The sequence below is a fragment of the Sorangium sp. So ce145 genome (assembly GCF_051525985.1).
GTDB lineage: Bacteria > Myxococcota_A > Polyangia > Polyangiales > Polyangiaceae > Sorangium > Sorangium cellulosum_B.
This window is the reverse complement of the sequence record NZ_CP150315.1, coordinates 12556471-12581668: the sequence shown is the minus strand read 5'-3', so window position 1 is coordinate 12581668 and position 25198 is coordinate 12556471. Positions and strand designations below refer to the sequence as shown.

General features: G+C 69.4%; 17 protein-coding genes. 9 read left to right on the top strand and 8 right to left on the bottom strand.

The genetic code is table 11. The features are described from left to right. The first annotated feature begins 445 nt into the window (after positions 1 to 445). Positions 446 to 3406 carry a TonB-dependent receptor domain-containing protein gene (locus WMF34_RS46855; protein WP_437991890.1) on the top strand — a complete coding sequence of 987 codons (2961 nt, stop codon included), beginning with the start codon at positions 446 to 448 and terminating at the stop codon, positions 3404 to 3406. 296 nt (positions 3407 to 3702) lie between these two features. Here WMF34_RS46855 and WMF34_RS46850 read toward each other — a convergent pair whose 3' ends face one another. Continuing rightward, the gene (locus tag WMF34_RS46850; RefSeq protein WP_157907396.1) at positions 3703 to 3978 is read right to left on the bottom strand and encodes a hypothetical protein; all 276 of its coding nucleotides are present in this window, start codon (positions 3976 to 3978) and stop codon (positions 3703 to 3705) included. Between the two features lie 262 nt (positions 3979 to 4240). Between WMF34_RS46850 and WMF34_RS46845 the strand changes: the two genes are divergently transcribed. Together WMF34_RS46845 and WMF34_RS46840 are read left to right on the top strand one after the other, a co-directional pair. Beyond that, entirely contained in the window at positions 4241 to 5752 is a 1512-nt protein-coding gene (locus WMF34_RS46845) for a flavin monoamine oxidase family protein (protein WP_437991889.1), read from the top strand. 84 nt (positions 5753 to 5836) lie between these two features. Beyond that, entirely contained in the window at positions 5837 to 6697 is an 861-nt protein-coding gene (locus WMF34_RS46840) for a carbon-nitrogen hydrolase family protein (RefSeq protein WP_437991888.1), read from the top strand. A gap of 19 nt (positions 6698 to 6716) precedes the next feature. On the opposite strand, the gene speB is transcribed toward WMF34_RS46840, so the two are convergent. After that, a complete protein-coding gene (gene speB, locus WMF34_RS46835) occupies positions 6717 to 7685 on the bottom strand; it encodes an agmatinase (protein WP_012241763.1) in 969 nt (322 codons plus the stop codon). A gap of 30 nt (positions 7686 to 7715) precedes the next feature. Between speB and WMF34_RS46830 the strand changes: the two genes are divergently transcribed. Continuing rightward, positions 7716 to 7886 carry a hypothetical protein gene (locus WMF34_RS46830; RefSeq protein ID WP_157907395.1) on the top strand — a complete coding sequence of 57 codons (171 nt, stop codon included), beginning with the start codon at positions 7716 to 7718 and terminating at the stop codon, positions 7884 to 7886. Between the two features lie 154 nt (positions 7887 to 8040). Here WMF34_RS46830 and WMF34_RS46825 read toward each other — a convergent pair whose 3' ends face one another. The 4 genes from WMF34_RS46825 to WMF34_RS46810 all read right to left on the bottom strand — a co-directional run bounded on the left by WMF34_RS46825 (position 8041) and on the right by WMF34_RS46810 (position 17463). Next, positions 8041 to 9114, bottom strand: coding sequence for a polyamine ABC transporter substrate-binding protein (locus tag WMF34_RS46825; RefSeq protein ID WP_231864614.1), 1074 nt, complete (start codon positions 9112 to 9114; stop codon positions 8041 to 8043). A gap of 713 nt (positions 9115 to 9827) precedes the next feature. Continuing rightward, positions 9828 to 12041, bottom strand: a complete 2214-nt coding sequence (locus WMF34_RS46820) for a SulP family inorganic anion transporter (RefSeq protein ID WP_231864613.1) — start codon at positions 12039 to 12041, stop codon at positions 9828 to 9830. A gap of 216 nt (positions 12042 to 12257) precedes the next feature. Further along, positions 12258 to 15344 (bottom strand): AAA family ATPase, encoded by a 3087-nt coding sequence (locus tag WMF34_RS46815; RefSeq protein WP_012241760.1) that lies wholly within the window; start codon positions 15342 to 15344, stop codon positions 12258 to 12260. Between the two features lie 442 nt (positions 15345 to 15786). Continuing rightward, on the bottom strand, positions 15787 to 17463 hold the full coding sequence (locus WMF34_RS46810) for a protein kinase domain-containing protein (RefSeq protein WP_437991887.1): 1677 nt from the start codon (positions 17461 to 17463) through the stop codon (positions 15787 to 15789). 522 nt (positions 17464 to 17985) lie between these two features. Between WMF34_RS46810 and WMF34_RS46805 the strand changes: the two genes are divergently transcribed. Continuing rightward, entirely contained in the window at positions 17986 to 19146 is a 1161-nt protein-coding gene (locus tag WMF34_RS46805) for a serine/threonine-protein kinase (protein ID WP_437991886.1), read from the top strand. 23 nt (positions 19147 to 19169) lie between these two features. After that, positions 19170 to 20156 carry an NAD(P)H-quinone oxidoreductase gene (locus WMF34_RS46800; RefSeq protein WP_012241757.1) on the top strand — a complete coding sequence of 329 codons (987 nt, stop codon included), beginning with the start codon at positions 19170 to 19172 and terminating at the stop codon, positions 20154 to 20156. Positions 20157 to 20169: 13 nt separating this feature from the next. Here WMF34_RS46800 and WMF34_RS46795 read toward each other — a convergent pair whose 3' ends face one another. Together WMF34_RS46795 and WMF34_RS46790 are read right to left on the bottom strand one after the other, a co-directional pair. Continuing rightward, entirely contained in the window at positions 20170 to 20721 is a 552-nt protein-coding gene (locus WMF34_RS46795; protein ID WP_012241756.1) for a DUF2452 domain-containing protein, read from the bottom strand. Continuing rightward, entirely contained in the window at positions 20696 to 21880 is a 1185-nt protein-coding gene (locus tag WMF34_RS46790) for a hypothetical protein (protein ID WP_437991885.1), read from the bottom strand. Before WMF34_RS46790 ends, WMF34_RS46795 begins: the two co-directional genes overlap by 26 nt. Before the next feature lie 187 nt (positions 21881 to 22067). Here WMF34_RS46790 and murA point away from each other — a divergent pair, with 187 nt between their 5' ends. The 3 genes from murA to WMF34_RS46775 all read left to right on the top strand — a co-directional run bounded on the left by murA (position 22068) and on the right by WMF34_RS46775 (position 25042). Beyond that, positions 22068 to 23336: a UDP-N-acetylglucosamine 1-carboxyvinyltransferase gene (gene murA, locus WMF34_RS46785; RefSeq protein ID WP_012241754.1), complete on the top strand. Its 1269-nt coding sequence runs from the start codon at positions 22068 to 22070 to the stop codon at positions 23334 to 23336. Continuing rightward, positions 23333 to 23968, top strand: a complete 636-nt coding sequence (gene hisG, locus WMF34_RS46780) for an ATP phosphoribosyltransferase (RefSeq protein ID WP_012241753.1) — start codon at positions 23333 to 23335, stop codon at positions 23966 to 23968. Before murA ends, hisG begins: the two co-directional genes overlap by 4 nt. 78 nt (positions 23969 to 24046) lie before the next feature. Continuing rightward, entirely contained in the window at positions 24047 to 25042 is a 996-nt protein-coding gene (locus WMF34_RS46775; RefSeq protein WP_437991884.1) for a hypothetical protein, read from the top strand. The last annotated feature ends 156 nt before the right edge of the window (positions 25043 to 25198 follow it).

Here is a 25198-nt window from a genome sequence, read left to right as displayed (position 1 = left end):
GCGCCTCCTCGGGAGCGCCGGGCCCGGACCGCGCGCCGCCCCGGGTTCCGCTCACTCTGTCATGCGCTCCGCGCACGGCGCCTACACAGCGGCGTCCACGCCGGCGTGAGGTCCACGGCCGCCTGTGCGAACAGGTTGGATCAGCTGACGGCTTACGGTAAGCTGACCCGGCAATGCGGCTGTTTCGTCCCAAGCTCGCCGGGTTTTTGCGTGACGGCTGGACCCGGCGGACGGCGCTTTGCGCTCCACTTCGACCGTTGGGAATCGAGATCGAAAGATGAGCTTTCGTCGCTCCGCACTCCTACTCATACTCGTAGCACTCCTCACATTCTCCGGTCGGCCTGCCTGGGCGGATGATCTGGCCGATGAGGCCGATCTGCACTTCAGGATCGCCACGGAGCGCTATTCGGCGCGTGACTACCGGGGCGCCCTGGAGCACTTCCTGGTGTCGAACCGGCTTGTCCCGAACCGAAACGTCATCTTCAACATCGCCCGAACTTACGAGGCTCTCCAGGAGTATCCAGACGCATTTCGCTACTACGTTCAGGCGCTCGATCTCGAGCCCAACGCCGCGCGCAGGCCGGCCATCGAGGAGGCGCTCGCGCGCATCCGGCCGAACGTCGCCGTCATCAACGTGACGACGGACCCGCCCGGAGCGACGGTGTACATCAACCGCCGCGATCTCGGCGGCCGCGGCAGCACGCCCCGCCTCCTCGGCTTCCAGCCCGGCAAGCACAAGATCATCGTCGATCTCGAGGGGTACGAGCCGGCGGAGGTCGAGAACGTCGAGGCGAAGATCGGCGAGCAAACGAACGTCGCGGTCAAGCTGAAGCGCATCGTCGGGACGGTGCGCGTGGTCGGTGAGATGGCCGGCACGACGGTGCGGGTCAACGACGCGAGCGGCCCCCCGGCGTGCACCGCGCCGTGCGATCTCACGCTGCCTCCTGGCCGGCACCGCCTCTACCTTTCGCAGGAGGGGTATCAGCCGTCGGAGCAGGACGTGAACGTGGCGGCCGCGAGCACGGTGACCGCGCGTTACCGGCTCAACCCGCTCACCGGCAGCCTCGTCGTCAACGCGGACGAGCGCGACGCGCTCGTCGAGGTCGACGGGAAGCCGATGGGCTTCACGCCCGCGGTCCTCAACGTGCAGAGCGGCCAGCGCCGCGTGCGCGTCTCGCTGCGCGGCTTCCGCCCGGTCGAGCAGTCGGCCACCGTGGTGGCCGGACAGCAGACCCGGATCGACATCTCGCTCCGGCAGCTCGAGGAGGTCGAGGCCGCGTCGCGTACGGCGGAGGCCGTCGAGGACGCGCCCGGCTCGGTCACCATCATCTCGGGCCAGGAGCTCCGCGCGATGGGGTATCCGACCGTCGCCGAGGCCTTGAGGGGCATGCGCGGCGTCTACACGACGTACGACGGCACCTACTCCTGGGTTGGCATCCGCGGGATCAGCATCCCCGGCGACTACAGCAACCGCGTGCTCGTGCTGCTCAACGGGCACTCGATCAACGACACCTGGGACGGCCTCGCCTTCGCCGATCAAGCCGCGCGCACCGACCTGGAGGACGTCGAGCGGATCGAGGTCGTCCGTGGCCCGGGCTCGCTGCTCTACGGTACGGGCGCGTTCGTCGGCGTCATCAACATCGTGACCAAGGGCCGCCCGACGTCGTTCGGCGCGGGCGTCGGCGTGGGCGCGGCGCAGCACGGCTTCATCCGGGGCCGCGCCCAGGCGCAGGTGCCCTTCGGGCGCGACTCCGGCATGTGGCTGTCGGTCGCCGGCGGCCACAGCCAAGGGCGAGACTACTTCCTGCCGATCCCGACCGGACTCGATGAGCAGCAGTGGAAGAACGGGGATCCCAACACCCGCGACGCCGACCACTTCAATGTCGGGACGGTCCAGGGGCGGCTCTGGTACAAGTCCCTCTCGGCGCAGGTGTTCTACAACGAGCGCAGGAAGGCGCTCCCGAACGGCGCCAACAAGACCGTCGTCGGCGACGACAGGACGTTTTACCGCGACAGGCGCGGGTTCGCCGAGGTCACGTTCGCGCCGCGGATCTCGGACGTCTTCTCGACGGTCACCCGCGTGGCCTACGATATCCAGTTTTATGACGACACGCTGTGGCTGGTGAACGACAGCACCGGCATGAGGATCTCCGATGTCGAGCAGTACCAGGACATGTTTTTGCTCGCGGATCAGCGATTCGAGATCACCCCGTTTCCACAGCTGAAGGTCACCGTGGGCGTCGAAGGCCAGATGCACTTCGTCGGCAGGCAGCGCATCGAGGAGACCACCTGCCTCCCCAACCAACCCTGCGTCGACTCGCTCATCCTTCCCGTTCCGGTCGAGAGACAGGACGTTGACAACGATGGTACCGTTGAGGAGCCTGCTGCTGGCGCCAATAGCGATGACGATGATGATCTCAACAACGACGGCGTGATCAACAAGGATGATGTCGCCATCTTCAATGCGCGAGATGACGGTCTGTTCGACGCGCACCCTTACCAGATCCTCGCCGGCTACGGCGTCGTCGACTTCGTCCCGTCCGACCGCGTCCGCATCTCCGCGGGTGCTCGTATCGACTATTACAACTATAGCAGTGACGAGGCGCAGAAAAAGCTCAGCTTCAACTCCGGGATCAGCCCGCGTATCGCGCTCGTCGTCAAGCCCTACGAAGGGGGCAACCTGAAGGTGACCGGCGGCCGCGCGTTCCGCGCTCCGCCCATCTACGAGCTCTTCCTGCAGGTGCCCCAGAGCAACTTTGACCCGGGGTTCAATCCAAAGGAGACGGAGGAAGAGCGGATCGGTCCCGAGAGCGTGCTCTCGGGAGAGGTCGAGTTCACGCACCGGCTCTCGTCCACGCTCTCCCTGCTCGGCGCGGGGTACGTGAACTACATGACCGACATGATCGCGCAGACCGGCTCGTTCACGGAAAACGACAAGGGTAGGTACGACAACACCAAGGAGCCGATCCTCGTGCTGGGCGCGGAGGCCGAGCTGCGCCGCGAGTGGCGCCAGGGCTGGATGGCCTCTCTCTCCTACTCCTATACTCGGGCGCGGTACCTCGATAAGGGAGACGTCGACGACGTGCTCAAGAAGGTGCCCAACTCGCCGGAGCACATGGCCGCCGTCAAGGGGACCGTGCCGCTGTTCGGGAAGGCGCTGATGCTGTCGACGCGCCTCACCGTCGAGTCACCGCGCCTCGACAAGACCCTGACGGAGACCGACCCCTCGGTGATCTGGGACGTCGTCCTCTCCGGTCAGACGGACGTGGCCGGCCTCCGCTACAACATGGGCGTCTACAACGTCGCCGACTGGGAGTACGAGGCCCCCATCTCGCCCCAGTTCACGGCGACCAGGATGCCGCAGGCAGGCCGCACCTTCCTCCTCTCTGCCAACCTGAACTTCTGATCATCGCGCGGCCGTCCTGGCCGCGCGCTCTCCACCTCACGCCCATCACCCCCCGGCGCTCCGCCCCCGCGCCGCCCTGCTCGACCGCGGCGCAGGGCGGCCCGCGCAGCGCGTGGCCTCGCGCCCCGCGTCCATCGAACGGCGTCGCCCTGGCGGCCACATCCATTTCAGGCGTGGCGCAAGGCACAGCTGCGCCACCGTTCCACTCTGGCAGGAGCTCCACCGCCGCACGCGGTTCGCGCCACGCTCGAATTCAGCGTCTCACGTGAACTCAGCGCCTGGACCGGCCTCGCGTGTCATGCAGCGCTCTCGTGTGTTTCCTTGCCAGACGCAAATCGTGCGCCGAGGCGCAAATCACGCACGTTCCTCCGCAATCCACGATCGAGGCGCGATGGTGTGGAGCGGTGCGTTCGCTTCATGGCCGTCGCCGGAAACGCCGCGATCTGACGGCGCGCGGCCGCGCGCCACGTGCCGTGCAACCAAGTGACCACATCATCGGACGCCCGCGCACTCTTGTGACAATCCGCGCGGTCATGATTTTGCTTGAAAGCAAAACATCGCTTGTCCATCATGGTCACTCGTGAATATCCGCTCCTCGACCTCGGATCACGCGACACACGGCGCGCGCGGTCCGGAGCGACGGCGGAACGACGGGCGCGCCGCTCGGCGGATCGCGCCGCGAAGGGGAGCGATCAGGAGAGCGATGGGCGCCGATTTTCGCGCCGAACCGTAGGCCACGGGAGGAGCGCGCGTCGGGTCTGCCACCCGCGGCGCGCCGTCCCGGCGGCGTTTTTGCCAACCTGACGATCGTCAGCCAGCCCGAGCAAGAGGTCCATGTTGCCCGACCGCCCGATCGATGTCCCCGAGCAGTCGTTCGCTTCCGTCTACGACCGGCGTCGCCTCGCGGCCGCAGGGGAGATGTTGCCACAGATGTGGGACACTCTACCTGAGTGGCCGAGCGTCGGCGGCGGACGCCGTGTCATCGTGCTCGGCGGCGGGATTTCAGGGCTGTGCACCGCATGGTCGCTGCGGAAGGCCGGGTTCGACCCGATCATCCTCGAGCGGAATGACCGTGTAGGCGGCCGCTTCTACACGCTCCGGAACCACTTCGGCGACCAGTACGCCGAGCTCGGCGTCACCCGGATCGCCGACACCCACGTCCTCACGCTCGCCTATGCGCGCCACTTCGGGCTGGAGATCCTCGAGTATCCGCTCGACGCGACGCAGCTGTACTATGTCATGGGCCATCGCTTCCTGAGCACCTCGCGCGGCAAAGCGCACTATCCTGCCGACTTTCCGCTCTCTCCGGAAGAGCGGGACATCGACGCGGAGTCCCTCAACCTGCAGCTCGCGGCGAAGGCGTTCTCGGTGATCGGCGACCCGCGGGACACGCAGTGGCCACCGGCCACCGTCCGCAAGGACTTTTCAGGCGAGACGTTCTTCCGCAGCCTGGATCGGACCGGGGCCTCGCAAGCCGCGAGGGAGATCTGCCGCGCGTACGAGGGGACGGAGATCGAGATGTTCAGCGGCCTCGCCTGGTCGGCGAACCAGCGGCTCGACGCCAAGTGGTTCCACACCTACGCGATCGCCGGCGGGAACGACCGGCTGACCACCGCGTTCGCCGACGATCTCGGCGATCGCATCCTCAAGGGGGCCCATGTGCAGCGGGTGATCTCCCGCGAGGACGGCGTGACCGTCGAGTTCCTCAGGAACGGGGACCCCGAGACGATCGAGGGCGACTTCGTGGTGTGCGCGCTCCCCCACCGCATCCTGCTCGAGGTCGCGTTCGATCCGCCGCTCTCCGGCCCCAAGCACCGCGCCGCGTCGGAGATCCCGATGTTCACCGTCACGCGCCTCAACTTCCAGTTCTCGCACCGGTTCTGGGCGGATGAGGGCATCATCGGGCTGCTCGCGGCCTGCACGACGACGCCCATCGAGCGTCTGTGGGACCTGACCTCGCTCCAGCCGGGCACCTCGGGCATCCTCACGGCGTACGTGCAGGACCGCAACGCCGCGGCGCTCGACGAGCTGCCCACCGCGGCCGATCGCATCGAGTTCGGGCTCAAGACGATGGAGTCGTTCTTCCCGAACGCTCGGCAGTACTTCCAGAAGGGCCTGTCGTTCTCGTGGCACCACCAGCCGTACACGCGAGGCGGCTGGCCCGCGTACCGGCCCGATCAGACCGACCTGATCGCGGATCTCCAGCGCGGTGAGGGGCGCGTCGTCTTCGCCGGCGATCACACGTGTCTCTACACGGGCTGGGCGCAGGGTGCCCTCGAGTCGGCGCACTTCGCCACGGCCGAGGTGATCGCGGCGGCTCGCGGCTCGATCGAGCCGACCACCTGAGCGAGCTCGAAAGGCGCCCCCCGGCGCGACGTTCACGACGCCCCTCGAACACACGCCGCAGAGGGGGTGTATAACGTCGCTGGTATGGCTCGCCTCCTCCACGTCATCGGAGTCCAGTCCCGTCCCGTGCCTGGCGACCCTGCTGCGACGCTCGAGAAGCTCGAGCGCGAGGTGCAGGCGCTGGGGGTCTCGTTCCCCGAGGCGCAGCTCTACCTGTTTCCCGAGCTGTGGCTCACGGGGGATCACCCGTTCCGGCACACCACCCCGTCGCACGAGCTCGCCCAACCGATTCCGGGGCCGCTCACCAGGCGGCTCGGCGCGATCGCGCGCAGGGCTGGGAGGTGGCTCTGCGCCGGGTCGATTTACGAGCGCGCGGGGGACAAGCTGCACAATACAGCGCTCGTCTTCTCGCCGAGCGGCAAGCTCGTCGCCCGGTACCGCAAGCTCTATCCCTGGATGCCCTTCGAGACCTGTGCGCCGGGCGATGAGCCCGCGCCCGTGTTCGACATCCCGCGCGTCGGCCGGCTGGGGCTCATGATCTGTTACGACGGCTGGTATCCCGAGGTCGCGCGCGGCCTGGCGCTGCGCGGCGCCGAGGTGATCCTGCACCCGACGCTCACCACGACGCCGGATCGCGAGGAGGAGCTCGTGCTCGCCCGCGCCCGCGCGATCGAGAACCAGTGTTATGTGGTGAACGTCAACGCCTCGGTGGAGATCGGCGGCGGCCGCTCCATCGCGGTCGATCCCGAGGGCCGCGTCCTCTTCCTGGGCGGCTCTGGCGAGGAGTACCTCGGGGAGGTGCTCGATCTCGACCGCGTCCAGACGGTCCGCGCCCACGGCACGCGCGGCCTGAACCGGGTGCTCCGCCAGTTCACCGAAGACTCTCCAGAAGCGGTCTTCGCGCCGTACCGAACGCGGTCTCCGCGCCGCCAGACACGCTCGTAGACGCGATGCAGAGCGGCGGTCACCCGGCTGGCTCCCTTGCTTTGGGCGCCCCCGGCCGGCACGCGATGAGCCCGAGCCCCTCCTGCGCGATCGTCGCGCCGGCCAGCGCCGTAATTTCACCGACGTCGTACGCGGGCGCGACCTCCACGACGTCCATGCCGACGAGCGCGATGCCCTGGAGCCCCCGCAGGATCTCCAGCGCGACCGCGGTGGACATCCCCCCGCAGACCGGCGTGCCGGTGCCCGGCGCGAAGCTCGGGTCGAGGAAATCGATGTCGAACGTCAGGTAAACCTCGTGGTCCCCGACGATATTACGAACGTGCTCGATCACCGCCCTCGCGCCATGACGATGAACCCAGGGCGCGTCGAGCACCTGGAAGCCGAGCGTATCGGCGTTGTAGGTGCGGAGCCCGATCTGCGCCGAGCGGCTGGGCTCCACGAGGCCCTCCCGCGCCGCGTGGAAGAACATGGTGCCGTGATCGACCCGACCCGATCCGACCTCGTCGCTCCACGTGTCGGAGTGAGCGTCGAAATGGATCAGCGAGAGCTTCCCGCGGCGCTTGGACACGGCGCGCAGGATCGGGTAGCTCACGAAGTGATCCCCCCCGATCGAGAGGGGCGTCACCCCGGCGTCGAGGATGCGGCCGATGTGCTCCTCGATGGCGACAGGGCTCTCCTCCGGACGCCCGTAATCCCAGACGCAGTCGCCATAGTCCACCACGGCGAGCCGGTCGAGCGGATCGAACTCGTAGCCGTAAGGGCGGTTCCACGCGAGCTGCGCCGAGGCCTCCCGCACCGCACGCGGGCCGAAGCGCGTCCCTGGGCGGTTGCTGGTCGCCGTGTCGAGCGGGATGCCGGTGACCGCCACATCGACGCCGGTCAGGTCGCGCGTGTACTTGCGGCGCAGGAAGGAGAGCGCGCCGCTGTAGGTCGGCTCGCGCCGGACGCCATAGAGGCTATCGGCCGTGAACGCGTTGTCTACGATCATGCCTCTCGCACGAGGAGTGGTCTTGGAGCGATGATCTTCCATAGGGGTCCTTACGTTCAGATCGACGCGCTCCACCTCGTCGCGCCGGGCGCCTTGAGCGCGGTGCGCTCCGGTGGTAGCGAGCTGCGCCGTGCGCTCCCGCCGGGCTCGCCGCTCACGCCTCGGGGAGGCGCCGGCGAGGCGAGCGCCGCACCAGAGTGACACGTCGATTGCAACGAAGCAGTCCGTTTTGCAAGGGACTCCGCGCGGCGGCCCGGATTCCAGCTCGGGCGTGCGCTCGACACCGGCGCGTCGCGCAGGAGTGGCATCGGCGTGATCGGAGGCTGAGCACCTCGCTTGCGCCATCGCCTCGCGGTCAGTTCGATTTCACGGCCGCCCAGACCTCGTCGTAGAGCTTGGCCGACTCGCCGAGATCACGATGGGCCTCCAGGCGAGTCGCCAGATCGCCCGTCGGGTAGATGAGCTGGTTCGTGCGGTCTTCGACCGGCAGCTTGGCCTGCGCGGCGCTGTTCGGAGTCGCGTACTTCGTCATCATCGACAGCTGCGCGCCGCCGTCGGGGGTCAGCATGTAATTGATGAACTTGTGAGCCAGCTCGGGGTGCGGCGACTTGGTCGGCACGGTCATCACGTCGACCCAGATCACGGAGCCTTCCTTCGGAATGACGAGGGCGAGGCGATCCTTGTCCTCCCAGACCACCTTCTGCGCGTCGCCGTTCCAGACGACCGCCATGTCGACGGAGCCGCCCTTCACGTCCTGCGTCGCGCCGATGCCGCCCTTGAAGCCGAGGCACTTCGGGTTGCTCTTGGCCTCCTTGAGGATGCGCCCGGCCTCCCGGATCTCTTCAGGCTTCGACGTATTGCTGGAGAATCCCTTGTACTTCAGCGCCGCGCCGACCATGTCCCGCATCTCGTCGATCAGCACGAACGTGCCCGGCGTCTTCTGGGCGTCGAAGAGCACGCCCCACGTCGGATCCATGTTGGGGATCTTCTTCTTGTTGTAGATGATCGCGACAGTACCCCACTGGTATGGGATAGAGTACTTGTTGCCCTCGTCGAAGTTCGGGCCCGAGAACCGCGACTCGAGGTTCTTCAGGTTGGGGAGCTGGGCGTGATCCAGGGGGCGGATGAGCCCGCGCCGCGCGAGCCGACCGCTGGCGTGCGCCGCCATCACGACGACATCGTACTGCGCGTCGGCGCCCGCATAGGCGAGCTTGCTCTCCATCTCCTCGGTGGAGTCGTAGATCGTGAGCCGCAGGCGGGCGTTGTTCTGCGTCTCGAAGTCCTTGATGCTCTTGTCGTCCAGGTAGTTCGGGAAGATGAGGACGCTGAGCTCGGAGGGCTGAGCCGGAGCTTCCTTGGTGCCCGACTCTGCGCGTGCTTCAGAAGGAGCCTTATCTTTGCCGCAGGCGGCGACCGATAGGACACCCAACAGAATGGCTAGTACCATCAGGGGTCGACGTTGAGTTTTCATAAGTTGTCCTTTCTCCAGCTGCTCAAGGCGGACAGGCCTGCGGGTGTTCGCTGGCGCGATGCTGGCCTCTGGGATCTCCGGAAGCGAGAGCCGGCGGAGCGCGTCTGCGGATCGAGGCCCCCATCGACCGGTAGGACGCGCGCGGGATGCCGGGCAGCCCCGGCCGCAACCCTATGGACCGTGGATTGCAAGCGCGCGTCCCCTTGTCAAGGAAAATGTGTTGCGCGGTAAGCAACACGACTGGCCTTCTCATTCGGAGCGAAACCACGACTGTTCGCAAGCTTAGGCGAATCGTACATTCCGTGGCTCTGAATCCGAAAGAGATCGTCGAAATTGCATTCAAATGTGTGTCCACCACGCATGCACGCGCATCTGGGGTAGCGTCTACACGAGATTGTTCTCCCCCAGGTGAAATGGCGCGCGGCGCGGCAATGCGTGTTTCGACCCTACCGGAGCACAGGACGGCAATGCTCGCGGGCTGTGTTCGATGATCGTGCGCGTCGTGCGCGCTCGGATCTGCGGGAGCCAGGTGCTCACGCGTGCAGCATTGAAGAGCGGACACGCCGGCTCCCCGGCGCGCGGCGCGCGCCGGCGGGAGGCGTACTGCCGTCGCACCATGCTGCAAGCGAGTCTCCACGGGAACGCAGCGCTCCAGGCCGAGCCGATCGAGTCTAGTTGAACAGCGATTTCACGGGCCCCGTCGAGTGCACGATCCTCCGGGCCAGCAGCGTGACCACGAAGTGATGGAAGGCCGCGGCCAGCTCGGGCGCCTCCTCCGTCATTCGCTGCAGCGCCTCCTCCGTGAGCCGGTAGAGCGTGGACTGCCGGCTGGCGGTGACCGTCGCCGACCGCTTCTCGCCCATGTAGAGCCCGGACTCGCCGACGACCGACCCCGGCCCCATCGTGCGGAGCCGCTTCACCTTCTTCCCGTCGATCTCGAGCCAGGCCGTGAGCTCTCCGCTCTCGATGAGGTAGAGGTCCTTCGACACGTCTCCGGCCCGGAACAGATCGAACCCATCCGGGAGCTCAACGCGCTCGAGGTAGTCCTTGAAACGCAGCATTCCCGGGCGACCGCCGAATACGTCCTGGAGATCGTAGAACAGCATCGGAGGCGGCAGCATGCTGGGCGGCGCATCTGCGATGATCTCCTTCTCACAGGCCTCGAGGCCTCGATCCAGATCCGGGTAGATCCGGCAGACCTCGTCGTCATCGCCGACGAAGACCTCGCCCCGCTCGAGGTGATTGCGGATGTCCACACGCACCTCCGTGAAGATGAGCTTGACGCTGTGCGCCTTGGCGAGCCTGCGGAGCCGGAGGAAGCTCGCGATGGCGGACGAGTCGATGCCGTTCACGTGGCGGAAGTCGAGCAGCAGATAGCGCACCTCACCTTCCTCGCTCTGGATGCGCTGCTGGGCCGTCGAGAGGAGGTTGTACGCCGTCCCGAAGAAGATATAGCCCTGGAGCTGGAGCACGTTGAGCTGCTTGGCGCGCTCCGTCAGGGTCATCTCCTCGCCGTCGCTGCGGGCGACGTTGCTGCGCAGGTAGACCCCGGAGATGGCGTTGCGCACCACCTCGATGCGGCTGTAGCTGAGCGCGAAGAGGATGAACGAGACGCCGAGCCCCACCCCGATGCCGACAAGGAAGCCCCGGACGGCGACGACAAGGAGGATCACCACGATGACGAAGTACTCGATGCGCCGCAGCCGGAACCAGCCCTCGTAGAGCGTGTTGATGAGGAAGTGGAATCCGAGATAGGCGATCAGGCCCCCGAGGACGGGGCGCGGGAAGTACAGGATGGCGTCGGCGCCGACGAAGAGCACGACGCAGCTGATCGCCGCCGCGACCAGCCCCGAGACGCGGCTGTTCGAGCCGGCCTTGTAGCTCATCGACGACTCGGCCAGCGACAGGTAGCCGACCATGCCGCCAAAGAGGCCCGTGACGATGTTCGCGACGCCCGTCGCCCGCAGCTCGCGGTCGAGATCGATCTCCTGCTCGGTCGCGAGCTCCACGCCCGACGCGCTGAGCAGCACGGTGATGGCGGCCATGATCGTGACGGCGGCCATGTTGCCGGCGCTGCCGAACAGGACCGACCAGTCCACCTTCCCGAAATCCGAAGCGCCGATCGGAGGCCAGAGCGACGCGGTCGGGAACGGACCGAGGAGCCAGCCGCTGTCGAGCACCTGCTGCACGCTGACGCCGGCGAGGCCCAGCGAGACGTAGAACACCACGATCGAGCCCCCGAGCAGCACGGGGAGGAGCAGGAGCGACGAGAACCGCCGCAGCACCAGGAGCAGCAGGACGCCGAACACGAGGCCCGGGAGGACCCGCTTCAGGAGCTCCGGATCCATCACCACGCTCGGGAAAATGTCGAGCGTCGATGGCTGGCCGGACATCACCGAGATCGAGCCCTGGAGGAGGAGCCAGCCGGCGCCTGCGATGAAGCCGCCGGCGACGGGGTACGGGATGAAGCGGACCAGGATGCCGAGCCGTAAGAGGCCGAGCAGCAGGAAGAAGCCGCCTGCGACCACGGAGGTGATCGCGATGGCGGCCACGACCGTCGGGAACGGGCTCGCCGTCGGGTCCTTCTGCGCGATGCCCGTCGTGATCGCCGCCGCCATCGAGGCGAGAATGACGGCGGCGTCCTCCTGCGGCGCGGCGATCACCGGCTTGTACGAGCTGAGGAGAGACACGATCACGCCGACGATGACGGAGCTGATCAGGATGATGCCGATCCCTCTCGAGAGGTATTCGGCGAGCCCGTGGTTGAAGATCAGCGCGCCAAGAGAGATATCGAACGAGACGACCAGCGTCCCCGAGACCATTCCGGCGATCACGGCGGGCATGAGCTTGGAAGGCTTCGCCTTCTCAAGGAGCTCCTCGTTCAACAGCGCAGGTGACTCCTTTGTTGCCTGTCGTGTCATGCTCTTGGGAGACCTCGTGATCGATTGTCAGCGGAATTCGCAGGGCGGCGAGGGCCGGGGCGCGCCGGCGCCGCGCGGGCCGGCGGGGCCTCTGCGCCGCGATCTAGGGAACGTGCGACGACGTCGGACGACGGGGGCGCTTTCGCGTGGGCGGAGGGCACGGCAGCGTCCCCCACGGGCTCAAGAGGCCCCCAGCTCACGCTCGATGGCAGCGGCCTGCTCCTGCAGGGCCTCCGCCTCGCCGAGGTGGCCGCTCAGCCGGTGCAGCTTCGCGAACTCCCCGAGGAGCCTCGCCTCCTCGCGCCGGTTCCCGATCTGCCGCTCGACCGTGATCGCGCGCGAGTAGAGCGTCCGGGCGGCGTCGTACCGGCCCTGGACGGCGTAGGCCATCCCGAGGCTCGCGAGCGTGAGCCCCTCGGCCGGGAGGTTGCCCGCCTCGCGCGCGGCGCGCAGCCCCTCTTCCCAGTAGGTGCGCGCGTCGTCCGGCTGCTGCATCGCCCAGTGCGTGCGGCCCAGGCCGAGGAAGCCGAGCGACTCGGACCCGCGATCGCCGAGCTTCTGGGCGTCGGTGAGCACGCGGATGTGCTCCTGCCGCGCCTCCTGGTACCGCCCCCTCGCCTCGAGGACGTCGCGGGCGAACTCGTAGCGCACGACGACGCTCTCGGGCGTCGGCTCCGGCGAGAGCTTGAAGTAGACGCGGTAGAGGCGGGTCGCCTCCTCGTGGGCGTAGCGCGCCGCCGCCTTGCGGGCGCCCGCGAGGAAGTAGCGGCGCGCGTGGTCCACCTTGCCCGCGCGGCGCCAGTGGCGGCCGAGCGCGACGAGCTGGTCCTCGAGGTCATCGCCGTAGAGGCTCTCGATCGCCTCGGCCGCGAGCCGGTGGAGCTCCTGCAGCCGCGCGCGGGACTGCATCTCGTACGCCGCGTTGCGGAGGAGCGCGTTGCTGAACTGGAAGCGCCGCTCCGTCATCTGCGACCAGATGCACTGCGCCTCGCCGATGCGCACGTGCTCCTCGAGCACGGAGGCGTCGGGGAGCATCAGCGCGAGCACGCGCAGATCGAACTCGCGCCCGAGGACGGCCGCGGCGACGATCGTCTGCTTCACCTTCGCGTCGAGCCGGTCGAGGCGCGAGATGAGCAGGCTGTTCACGTTCTTCGGCGGCATGAACGTGTTCGAGATCGAGATGGAGCTCGAGCTCGAGCCGTAGCGCCCGTCCTCGAGCCAGTAGGCGAGGATCTCCTGCGCGAAGAACGGGTTGCCGCCGGCCGTCTCGCAGAGGAGCGTCGCGAGCATGTCCGGCATCGGGCCGCCGAAGAACGGGACCGCGAGCGCGAGGAGCTGCTCGCGCGGCAGCGGCTTCAGCTCGATCACGTTCTCGGAGATGCCCGGGTCGAGCGGGATGCGGACGGGGGTGCCGTCGTCCTTGCGCCGCGTCGTACAGATGATCGCGATGGGCAGCCCCCGGCACGCGCGCGCGATCACGCGCACCGCCTCGAGCGAGTCCTCGTCGGCCCAGTGCGCGTCCTCGAGGTGCAGGATCACCGGCTGGAGCGACGCCTCGGCGAGGAAGACGAAGCTCAGCGCCGAGAGCGTGCTCGTGTACCGGAGCTTCGGGTGCAGGCGCTCGTACGGCGAGTCCTCCCAGCGGATGCCGATGAGCGCGGCGAACACCGAGCGCGCGCGATCGAGCTCGCGCTTCAGCGCGGCCTGGCTCTCGGGCAGGCGCTCGAGGAGGTACTCGAACGCGTCGTCGAAGTTCGTGAGCTTCTCTTCCTTGCCGAGCGCGGAGGACTCCCAGAAGTACTCCTTCAGCGCGAACTCGAACGCGTTCAGCGAGCTCTGGAGCGTCTGGTCGCAGCGCGCGTCGATCCACAGGAAGGGCCGGTCGCTCTGGTGCTCCTCGCACCGGTGGCGGAAGCGCTGCACGAGGTAGCTCTTCCCGAGCCCCGGCTCGCCGTCGATGTACGTGATCCCGGCCGGCTTGCCCTCGAAGATCGGCCCGACGTAGCGCACGAGCTGCTCGATCTCCGCCTCGCGGCCGATGAGGCCGAGGTCGTAGAACTCCTTCTGGACCGAGATGCGGCGGCGCTCCAGCGAGTAGACGAGGATGGGCAGATCGAAGCCCTTGAACCGGAAGATGTTCTCCGTCGTCCACTGGTAGCTCGTCTCACCGGCGCGGAAGACCTGCTCGTCGGCCCAGATCGCCGACCAAGGGGCCTTCGCGACGAGGCGCGCGGCGAGGTTCGTCGCGCGGCCGATGCACGCGAACTCGTGGCGCTCGGTGCCGCCGTTGAAGCCGGCGTACCGGACGTCGCGCGTGATCCCCGCGCGGAGGCGCATCTGCCGGAGGCCGCGCTTCTTCAGCTCCAGCGCGAAGTCGAGCGCGCGATCGTTGTCGTTCTCGTGGGTGATCGGGGCGCCGAAGTGGATCAGCGCGGCGATGCCGAGATCGCCCGCGTCGATGCCCGTGAAGGTGCCGCCGTAGAGCTCGGAGAGCTCGTGCAGGAGGCGCGTGAGCTCCGCGAAGCTCGGGATCTGCTCGAACGAGAGGAAGACGCTCGTGACGTTGCGGAACTCGCCCTCCGGGGGCATGTCCGCGACGCCCCTCGCCACGAACGCGGTGCCCTCGCCGCGCGGCGGGTTCCTCGGGACCTGCGGCATCCTGGGCGCCGGCACGTCGCCGAGCTTGTAGACGCCCTCGCCGTGGTACTTCGCGCTCGCGGGCGGGATGCGATCGCAGAGCGCGCGGTCGAGGAGGATGTCGCCCTTCAGCGCTTGCCGCTCGATCGCGACGCACGCGGCGAGCGCCTGCCCGTGGAAGTGGTAGTACGCGCGCTCCGGGGAGATGCGGACGATGCCCCACTCGACCGAGCCCCACGCGAGCCCCATCCGGAACGAGAACGGGAAGCTGCCGAAGGGCGTGTCGCGCTCGGGGTGCTCCGCGAACAGGTCGCGCATCGCGAGCGCCGCGCCGAGCACGTACTCCGCGACCTTGCGGTCCGGCGTGTCCTGGAACAGCGCCGTGAACGCGTCGCCCGCGAAGTTCGTGATGAAGCCCCCGGCGTGGTGGACCGCGGCGATGAGCGGGTCGAAGTAGTACCGGAGCGTGCCGGCGAGCGTCTCCGCGCCCGCGCGGCCGTGCTGCATCAGCTTCTCCGTGAGCTCGGTGAAGCCGGGGATGTCGATCATCAGCACCGCCCCCGTGAAGCTGCCCTCGGTGTTGCCGAGAGCGTCTTGCTGGATGATGAAGTCGGGGACGAGCGGGTTCATTTCCTTGCTCCTCAGCAACGGATCCCGCTTGGAATCGGCCTGGGAAGCGCGTCTGCGGGACGCAGAGCCTGGAGTCTACTGCCGGCGGGAACGGATGAATACCGGGATCTTCGATCGATCGTTCGGGTGATCTGCGCGGGCCGGGTTCGCCGCTGGATTTGACGTTCCCCGCGCTGCACGGGCCGAGCGTGCGCGTGTTCGCGCGCGCGTTCGTGCGCGTACATTTGCGCATGTTCCGGAGAATGCGGCACATCGTCTCCTTCACCGTCACCGCGCGCACCGCGCGCGGGGTCACCGTCACCGTGCGCACCGCGCGCGGGGTGCACGCCGACGGAAAGCCTGGAACAAGGTGCCTCCACGTCGGCGAGGACATCCGCCCAGAGCGGCCGCGCGGTGAAGACAGACGGGGAGACGACGATGTGGTGTGTGGGGCGCTGGAGGGTCATCGTTCGATCTGGATATCCAGCGGCCGAGGAGAAGGAGGCGGGGGCGGGGGCGGCGCGTCGGGGGCGGGCGCGGGCCTGGCGGCCGGCCGGCCCGAGTACGGGCGAGGCGCCGGGGCGGCCGGGGGCGGCGTGGGCGCGGCAGGTGCGCTCGTCGGCGCCGCGGCCTGCTTCGTGAGCGTGGCGACCAGGCGCACGGACTGATCGGAGGGGCCCTGGACGATCGAGTACGGCTCGTACCCCTCATGGCGCACGGTCAGCCGGCGCGGGCTGGCGCGCACGGAGCTGTTCGACAGCGACAGCTGGAGCGGCGTGTTCCCGAGCGGCTTGCCGTCTTCCAGCACCTCGGCGCCGGACGGCATGGACTCGACCATCAGCACGAACGACCCGACGTCGGCGGGCGGCGGCGCGACCTGCGGCTTCTCCGGTTGCGCTGCGGCGGCCGGCGCCGGCGGCGGCTCGCTGGAGCGCATCTGCGACATCGCGACCCCGATGCCCGCGACGGCGAGGACGCCCACCGCGACGAGCACGATGCCCTTCCGGCCCTGCGGCGCGGCGTCGGCGGGGCGCGAGGCGGCGCCGAGCGAGGCGTCGTCCACCTGCGAGGTCGTGGCGCCGGACGTCGACGTCGGCGACGACGAGCTGGCGGGGATCGCCGTCATCACGCGCACGGGCGGCATCGGCGTCGGCATCCTGCCGGTGCCGGTGGAGTCCATGGTCACGAGGCCCGTCGAGCCGAACGCCGGGGACAGGCCCATCGCCTGCGCGCACTCGCCGAGCCCGCGGATGAGGGCCTCCATGTTGGCCGGCCGGCCGTCCGGATCCTTCGACAGGCAGCGCAGCACGAACGTCTCGAGCGGCTCGGGCACGTCGGCCTCGGGGTTGCGCTCCTTCATCCGCGGGACGGGCTGCTGCAGGTGGGCGATCAGGATCTGGACCGAGTTCTGCGCCTCGAACGGGACCTTCCCGCAGAGCATCTGATAGAGGATCACGCCCAGCGAGTACACGTCCGTCCGCAGATCGACCTTGCCGTGCGAGATCTGCTCCGGCGACATGAAGCGCGGGGAGCCGAGGAACGAGCCCTGCTGCGTGAGCTCCTCCGAGTCGTCCGCGAGCACCTTCACGAGGCCGAAATCGAGGATCTTGACGAGCTCTCCGGTGTCCTCGCCGGGGACGAGCATGACGTTCGACGGCTTCAGATCGCGGTGCACCACGCCGTGCTTGTGCGCCTCGCGCAGCCCGCGGGCGATCTGCCGGGCGATGCCCATCGAGTCGGGCGCCGAGAGGCGGCCGGCCTTGCGCAGCCGCCGGAAGAGCGTCTCGCCCTCGAGGAACTCCATGGCCATGAAGTACCGCTCGGGCTCCATGTTCTCGACTCGGCCGTAGTCGAAGACCGTGACGATGTTCGGGTGCTGGAGCCTGGCGAGGATGCTCGCCTCGAGGAAGAAGCGCTTATGAAAGTTGGGGTCGATCTGATTCGATGAGTTCGTGGGCGTCAGGACCTTGATCGCGACCTGCCGCTCGAGGGCGATCTGCTCGCCGCGATAGATGACGCCCATGCCGCCCGTCGCGAGGAGGGAGTGGATCTTGAACTTCTGATTCAAGACCTTTCCCAGCAGCGGATCGGACTCACCGCTGGCCGAGGCACCGTCCGAAAGCTTCTCCGCCGTGCTCATGGCCTCTGTCTCTTTCCCCTTCCCATCCCGCTGGCCCCCACTGCTGGCAGTCGGGGAAAGCGTACCCCGCGCCCGTCACGCGCTGCCCAACGCTCGATTTACGTTCGACTTACGTTCGACTTACGCTCGATTTACGTACTGGCTTACGTGCTGGTCAACGTTCAGGTCGACGTACCGCCTTACGTTTCGTCTGACGTTCCGGATTACCTTTCGCCTTACGTTTCGCCTTACGTTCGGATGCAAATTCTGGTACCCGCCCGGCTGCGGTACCTCTCGCGCTCGTCGGGTTGGCTTTCGGACCGGCTGCGGCACGTTTGAGCTCAGCCTACCGTAAGCCGCGAGCCGATCCAACCCAGCTGCTGAAGATGACATGGGTTGGCTACCCAACCACACGCTGTGGGCGTGCCCCCCCAGCCGGGACGCTCGCTCCCTGAACGAGCTTGCTGCATGGGCGGATGTACCCGTACTCTGACCGGGTCCCCGATGCCGCCGCAGCACTTCATCCGATGCCAGGCGTGCGGGTTGCCGCACCCGTCGGACACCGAGAGGTGCCCGGTGCACGGCACGGCGCTCACGCCGAGCGTCGCCCCGCCCTCCTCGACGCGGGTGCCGCCGACGAGCAGGGGCGAGTCGGGGTGGCCGGTGGAGGGGCCGCTGCCGCCCGATATCGATCCCGATCAGCCGCGGCCGACGAAGGAAGCGCCGCTCATCGGCCGCCTGCTGCACGACCGCTACCGCATCCTCGGCGTCATCGCCAAGGGCGGGATGGGGATGGTCTACGACGCGATCCACATCGGCCTGCGGCGCCGGGTCGCGATCAAGACGCTCCGCGGCCAGTACGCTCAGAGCAAGACGGCCATCGCGCGCTTCCACAACGAGGCCGCCGTCGCCGGCCGCTTCGGCCATCCGAACATCGTCGAGGTCTACGATCTGGGCGTGCTCGACGACGGCACGCCCTACCTCGTGATGGAGCGGCTCGAGGGCGAGACCATCACCGAGCGGCTCGCGCGCGAGCGCCCCATGCCCATTCCCGTCGTGCTGGACGTGGCCGTCCAGGTGCTCAGCGCGCTCGTCGTCACGCACACCGAGGGCATCCTCCACCGGGATCTCAAGCCGGACAACATCTGCCTCGTCGGCGGCGACCGGGGCCCGCTCACCGTGAAGGTGCTCGATTTCGGCGTCGCCGAGGCGTTCAACACGGGGGTGGCGCCGTCGATCCTCGTCTCGATGGCCGCCGCGGGGAGCCACGCCATCGCCGGCACGCCCGCGTTCATGGCGCCGGAGCAGGCGCAGGGCGTCCGCGATCTCGACGCGCGCGCGGACCTCTACTCGGTGGGCATGCTGCTCTACGTGATGCTCACCGGGCAGCTGCCGTTCAAGGCGCCGACGGCCGCCGCCCTGCTCGCGGAAATCCAGCGCGTGAAGCCGATCCGCCCGCGCATGCTGCGGCCCGAGGTGCCCCACTCGCTCGACGTCGCGACGATGCGCGCGCTCGCGCTCGATCGCGAGGAGCGCTTCCCGAGCGCGGCCTCGATGATGGACGCCCTCGAGCAGGTGCAGATCGAGGCGGCGATCGGCGGCAACGCGCCGGCCGAGCCGGAGAAGGAGCCGGCCGATCCGGACTCGGAGAAGGTGGAATACTTCTACCGGAAGAGCGTGCTCCCGCCGCCGATGGAAGAGTAAACGGCGTGACCAGCACGACAAAGATGCGCGCCGTCGTCATTCGCGAGCCGGGCGGGCCGGAGGTCCTCGAGGTGCGCGAGGTCGATGCGCCCGAGGTGCCCGACGGGCACGTGCGCGTCGCCGTCCGCTTCGCCGGGGTGAACCGCGCCGATCTGCTCCAGCGGCTGGGCTTTTACCCGGCGCCGCCCGGGGCGCCGCAGGACGTGCCGGGGCTCGAGTACGCCGGCGTGGTCGAGGCCACGGGGAAGGGCGCGCGCCGCTTCGCGCCGGGCGATCGCGTCTTCGGCCTCCTCGCGGGCGGCGCCTATGCCGAGCGGGTCGTCGCGCACGAGCGCGAGGTCGCGCCGGTGCCGGACGGGCTCACGGACGAGGAGGCGGCGGCGGTCCCCGAGGCGTTCGTCACCGCCTACGACGCGCTCGTGACGCGCGCCCGGCTCGCGCCCGGCGAGCGCGCGCTGGTGCACGCGGTCGGCAGCGGCGTGGGCACGGCCGGCCTCCAGATCGCCCGCGCGCTCGGGTGCTTCGTCGTCGGGACGTCGCGCACGCAGGACAAGCTGGATCGCTGCCGCGAGCTCGGCCTGCACGCCGGGATCGCGACGTCGGGCGCGACGTTCGCGGGCGAGGTGCTGAAGGCGACCGGAGGCGCGGGGGTCGACGTGGTCCTCGAGCTCGTCGGAGGTGCGTACGTCGGCGAGGACCTCAAGGCGTGCGCGCTGAAGGCCCGGATCGCGCTCGTGGGGCTGACGGCCGGCGCGTCCACGGAGCTCGACCTGCGCGAGCTCCTGCGGAAGCGCGTCGAGCTCTTCGGCACCGTGCTCCGCTCGCGCCCGCTCGAGGAGAAGATCGCGGCGGCGCAGGTGCTCGAGCGCAACATCTCCCCCTGGCTCGCGAGCCGCGCGGTGCGGCCGGTCGTGGACCGGGTCTTCCCGATCGGCGATGCCGCCGCGGCGCATATTTACGTCGCCAGCAACGCGTCATTCGGGAAGGTGCTGCTCCAGCTGGGCGGGTGAGCGAGCGCCGCGGTCAGGCGCCGCGGCCGGTGAGCCGCGCGAGCGCGCCGGCCTCCGCGTCGTGCGCCTCGGCCTCTTCGGACGGCGTCCACGACATGTCGACCTCGAGGCGGTACGAGCCCTCGAACGCGTGCGGCGGCGAGCCGCCCCACTCCTCCGGCGAGAGCATCGAGAGGTAAGGGACGCCGTCGCCGCGCCGGTACAGGTGGTAGACGTGGCCGGGCCGCTTCTTGAAGCTGCACGCCGCCCGGTGGAGCTCGCCGTCGCGCTGCGCCGCCTCGAGGACCCGCCGCGCCTCCTCCTGGAGCGACCGGATCTGCCGCGCGATCTGCGCGAGCTTGCCGCCGGTGACAGCGCCGAGCAACGCGTCGGCCTGCTGGATCTCCCGCGCCACGTCGACGAGCTCGTGCGGCGCGGAGAGCCGGCTCAGGGGATACGGCGAGGTGCGGGAGGGCCCCTCGTGGCGGCCGCCGCCGTGCTTCGTGTAGCCGTCGTCGCTCATGCGGTCCACGTCGTCATGGATCGTCCACGGCCCGGCGTCACGGGTCAGGGCACCCGTCCTCATCCGCGACGCCGTCCTCGTCTTCCTTCTGCGTGGGGCAGCGGTCCTCGTCGTCGAAGACGCCGTCTTCGTCGTTGTCCCCTTCGGGGCACCCGTCGTCGTCCTGGAAGCCGTCGCGGTCCTCCGCGAGCTCGCCGCACTGATCGACGTCGTCCGGAACGCCGTCCCCGTCGGCGTCGTGGACGCGCGGGGTCCAGGCCACCGAGAGGACGGCGCGCAGCGGCGTGGTGCCGACGCCGCCGGCCAGCGCCGTCTCGACGCCGGCCAGGAACGAGACGTCGCCCAGCGCGTAGCGCGCGGCGAGGCCGAGCTCGAGCGCGGCCGCCTCCTGGCTCGCGAACGGCGCGATCGGCGAGAGCGGGAGGTGCCCGTGCGCCTCCAGGAAGAACGTTGTGCGCCCTTCCGGGTCGATGCCCAGGATCTGCGGCCGGAACGAGAGGCCGAGGCCGAAGGGGAGCTCGTGGCCGAACACCGTGGGGCACGGATCGCCGCCCGCGGCGGAGACCGGGGTCGCCTGGCACCCGAAGCGGGCCTCGCCGGCGCGGAGCTTGACCCCCGCCGCGAGGTGCGCGCCGAACGCGATCAGGCGGTACTCGGCGAGGAGCCTGAGCTCGCTCGTGACGCCCCCCTCGCCCACGAACGACGCCTCGTCCCCCGTGGGCAGCGTGAAGCGCTCGTGCAGCGCGAGCGCGAGCCCGCCGAGATCGCCGCCGGTGGGCTGCACGAGCGTGAGCTTGCCGACGAGGCCGAGATCGCCGAGCGCCTGCGCCGGGAGCCACGTGTCGCCGAGCACCCGCGTGGCGTCGGACATGGGCGCGTCGCCGGTCTGGTGGAGGACCACGGGCAGCGTGAGCCCGACGAGCAAGCGCCGCGCGATGCCCACGCCGGCCGCGAAATCCGCGCTGACCTGGTGGCGGATGACGTCGAAGCGGACGTCGCCCGAGGCGGGATCGCGGAGCACGATGGGGCGGTAGGCGTACGAGGCCCAGAGGCTCGCGCTCCACTCGCCCGTGTCCGGGGTCGCGGCGGGCTCGAGGTAGACGCCGGCCCCGGGGTCGATCGAGGCGCGGAACCCGCGGAGATCGGCCGACGGCTGCGCGGCTGCGAGCGGGGCCACAGACGCGGCGAGCAGCGAGGACAGGGCGATGGCGCTCGGTCGCATGGCCGGAGGAGACTAGACGAGCGCGCGGGAAGCGCACGGGAAAGTGGGCCCCGTCGCCCGCCGGCCCCGCGCGGTGCGCCGGCGGCGATCGCGACGGCCGGCGCACCGCGCGGGGCGAACCACGGCGCGGCGCGCGCGCGAGCCCCGAAACATCGCGTTCCGCCGCGGGTTGTGCGATAGCGGGGGCATGGACTCCATCCGGATCCGGGGCGGGAAGCCGCTCTCCGGCAAGATCCGCATCAGCGGCGCGAAGAACGCCGCGCTGCCGATCCTCTGCGCGACGCTGCTCTCCGACGGGGAGAGCTTGCTCCGCAACGTGCCCGCGCTGCGCGACATCGAGACGACCTCGGCGCTGCTCCGGTTCCTCGGGCGCAACGTCGAGACCGCGCCGCCGCTCGTGAAGGTCGGCGCCGGCGACAACGTGCGGCCCGAGGCGCCTTACGAGCTCGTCAAGCAGATGCGCGCGAGCGTCATGGTCCTCGGCCCGCTGCTCGCGCGCTTCGGCCGCGCCAAGGTGTCGCTCCCCGGCGGCTGCCAGATCGGGACGCGCCCGGTGGATCAGCACCTCAAGGGCCTCGAGGCGCTCGGCGCGACGATCCGGCTGTCGCGCGGCTACATCGTCGCGGAGTGCAAGCGGCTGCGCGGCGCCGAGGTCGTGTTCGATCTGCCGACGGTGACCGGCACCGAGAACCTGATGATGGCCGCGGCGCTCGCGAAGGGGCGGACCACGCTGGTCAACTGCGCGCGCGAGCCCGAGGTCGAGGAGCTCGGCCGGGTGCTCAACAAGATGGGCGCGCGCGTGAGCGGCGCCGGCACGGACGTCATCCACATCGAGGGCGCGGACGAGCTGGAGCCGTTCGACCACGCGATCATCTCCGATCGGATCGAGGCCGGCACGTACATGGTCGCGGCGGCCGCGGCCGGCGGCGACGTGCTGATCGAGAACGCGCCGCTCGAGGACCTCGAGGCGGTCGCGGCCAAGCTCCGCCAGGCGGGCGTCGAGGTGGGCCGCGAGGGCGACTGCGTGCGCGTCCGCCGCGAGGGGCGGCCGCTGCGCGCCGTCGACGTCACGACGGCGCCGCACCCGGGCTTCCCGACCGACATGCAGGCGCAGTTCATGGTCCTGATGTGCCTCGCGCAGGGCACGTCGCGCATCGTCGAGACCATCTTCGAGAACCGCTTCATGCACGTCCCCGAGCTCGCGCGGATGGGGGCGCACATCGATGTGGACGGCCACACGGCGCACGTGCACGGCGGCGCGCCGCTGTCGGGCGCGACCGTGATGGCCACCGATCTGCGCGCGAGCGCGTCGCTCGTCATCGCCGGGCTCGTGGCGACCGAGGGCGAGACCGAGGTGCTGCGCGTCTACCACCTGGATCGCGGCTACGAGTTCATGGAGCGCAAGCTCGCGCAGCTCGGCGCCGACACGGCGCGCGTCGAGGGGCGGGACGGATGACGAAGCCCCTCACCATCGCCGTCCCCAAGGGGCGGATCCTGAAGGACCTCATCCCGCTCGTGCGGCGCGCGGGCCTCGACAGCACGCCCCTCGAGGAGAACGATCGCCGCCTGGTCCGGCCGACGGCGGACGGCGCGTTCCGGTACGTGTTCCTGAAGCCGGACGACGTCCCGACCTACGTCGAGTACGGCGCCGCCGATCTCGGGGTCTCCGGCCGTGACACGCTCCTCGAGCGCCGCCACGATCTCTACACGCCGCTCGATCTCGGCATCGGCCGCTGCCGCCTCGTCGTGGCCGGGCCGGAGGACACGGAGGTGCCCGATCTGCCGCGCGTCGCCACGAAGTACCCGCGGATCGCCGGGGATCACTTCGCGAGCAAGGGCGTGGTGGCCGAGATCATCCCCGTCCACGGCTCGGTGGAGCTCGCGCCGCTCGTCGGGCTCTCTCACCTCATCGTCGATATCGTCGAGACGGGCTCGACGCTGCGCGAGAACCGCCTCGAGGTGCTCGAGACGGTCACCGAGGTGAGCACCCAGCTCATCGCGAACCGCGCGTCCTACAAGCTGCGGAGCGACGTCATCCGCCCGCTGGTCGAGCGCCTGCGGGCCGCGACGGCCGGCGCGGGGCGGTGATCGCGGCGGGGGCGCTCGTCGCCGCTCGCTGATCGAGGACCGCCGCCGTCCGGAGACCCAGAGAGAGAGGAGGCCCAGTTGCTACCGCACCTCGCCGCGCTCCCGGCCGACATCGACACCTGGGTGGGAGGGGGGACCAGCGTCGTCGCGGGCGTGCACCGCGAGCAGCCCGCGGCCCTTCGCTTCGACGCGCTCGCGCAGGCCGAGGTCGGGCTCCGGCTCGCGAGCGGCTCGCTGTACTTCCGGCTCGATCTCGACGTGCAGGCGACCACGGCGCCGCTCGGGCTGCCGGCGTTCGGGCTGCCGGCGTTCGTCTACCCCACGTGGTCCTTGCCGACGCCGGGGATCAAGATCGGCCCGCCCGAGTGGGCGATGCTCCAGATTGGCCGCGAGGATCACCACCTCCGGCTGGGCATCATCACGCACCCGATTGGCATCGAGGACTGGGACGGATGGAACAACTATTTCCCGACAACCTCGACCATGATCAGCACCGTCCCGGGTCGGATGCTCGGCGTCGAGCCCGGGCTCGTCCTCGGCGAGGGATACGAGATCAACCTCTTCGGCGGCTTCGATCTCGACTTTGACGCGCCGACGTTCGGCGTCGGTCTCACCACGATGCAGCCGCTCTGGTCGACCTGGTCGGGCGTCGCGCTGTATCCGTCGATCGATTTCTACTCGGCGGTGGTCGCCCTGGAGCTCTACCCGGCCGAGGCGCTTTCCGTGTCGATCGACGGCAGCGTCGGGCTGGTCGGCGCGGCGGACGAGGCGGGGGCGATCGCGCTGAATCCCTGGGTGGGAGGCGAGATCATCGCCAATGTCCTCCCGAAGGTGGCAATCCATCCGGTCTTTCGAGTCCAGGCTCTCCACGAGCCGGAAGGCGCCCTCTCTGCCTTTCTATTCGCGCCTCAGCCGAGCGTCTCCGCGAGCGCCGGGCTCACCTGCACGCCCTTCGATGAGCTCAAGATCAGCCTCGAAGGCAAGGCCTCCAGGGTCGAGGACGACATCCTGCCCGGCCTGTTCGCCCTCGTGGCGCTCCGCCGGCCTGAGCCGCCGCCCTACGCCGCCAAGTGAGGCGACGGAAGCAGCGCCGCGCCGCCGCACTTTTCCATGAATGGGTGAGCCGGCGCGAAACACTCGAAACGTAACGCGCCGGAGCGTAACAAAACGTAACACGTGACTCGCGCGCGGGTCCCGCGCGGGCAGGCAGCCAGGCAGGCAAGGCGCCGG

Coding starts and splice junctions, on each gene's coding strand:
- WMF34_RS46845 (WP_437991889.1), top strand. CDS start 4,241: ATGTTGCCCGACCGCCCGATCGATGTCCCCGAGCAGTCGTTCGCTTCC.
- WMF34_RS46795 (WP_012241756.1), bottom strand. CDS start 20,721: ATGAGGACGGGTGCCCTGACCCGTGACGCCGGGCCGTGGACGATCCAT.
- WMF34_RS46830 (WP_157907395.1), top strand. CDS start 7,716: ATGATCTTCCATAGGGGTCCTTACGTTCAGATCGACGCGCTCCACCTC.
- hisG (WP_012241753.1), top strand. CDS start 23,333: ATGACGAAGCCCCTCACCATCGCCGTCCCCAAGGGGCGGATCCTGAAG.
- WMF34_RS46850 (WP_157907396.1), bottom strand. CDS start 3,978: ATGATGGACAAGCGATGTTTTGCTTTCAAGCAAAATCATGACCGCGCG.
- WMF34_RS46790 (WP_437991885.1), bottom strand. CDS start 21,880: ATGCGACCGAGCGCCATCGCCCTGTCCTCGCTGCTCGCCGCGTCTGTG.
- speB (WP_012241763.1), bottom strand. CDS start 7,685: ATGATCGTAGACAACGCGTTCACGGCCGATAGCCTCTATGGCGTCCGG.
- WMF34_RS46810 (WP_437991887.1), bottom strand. CDS start 17,463: ATGAGCACGGCGGAGAAGCTTTCGGACGGTGCCTCGGCCAGCGGTGAG.
- WMF34_RS46815 (WP_012241760.1), bottom strand. CDS start 15,344: ATGAACCCGCTCGTCCCCGACTTCATCATCCAGCAAGACGCTCTCGGC.
- WMF34_RS46840 (WP_437991888.1), top strand. CDS start 5,837: ATGGCTCGCCTCCTCCACGTCATCGGAGTCCAGTCCCGTCCCGTGCCT.
- murA (WP_012241754.1), top strand. CDS start 22,068: ATGGACTCCATCCGGATCCGGGGCGGGAAGCCGCTCTCCGGCAAGATC.
- WMF34_RS46800 (WP_012241757.1), top strand. CDS start 19,170: ATGCGCGCCGTCGTCATTCGCGAGCCGGGCGGGCCGGAGGTCCTCGAG.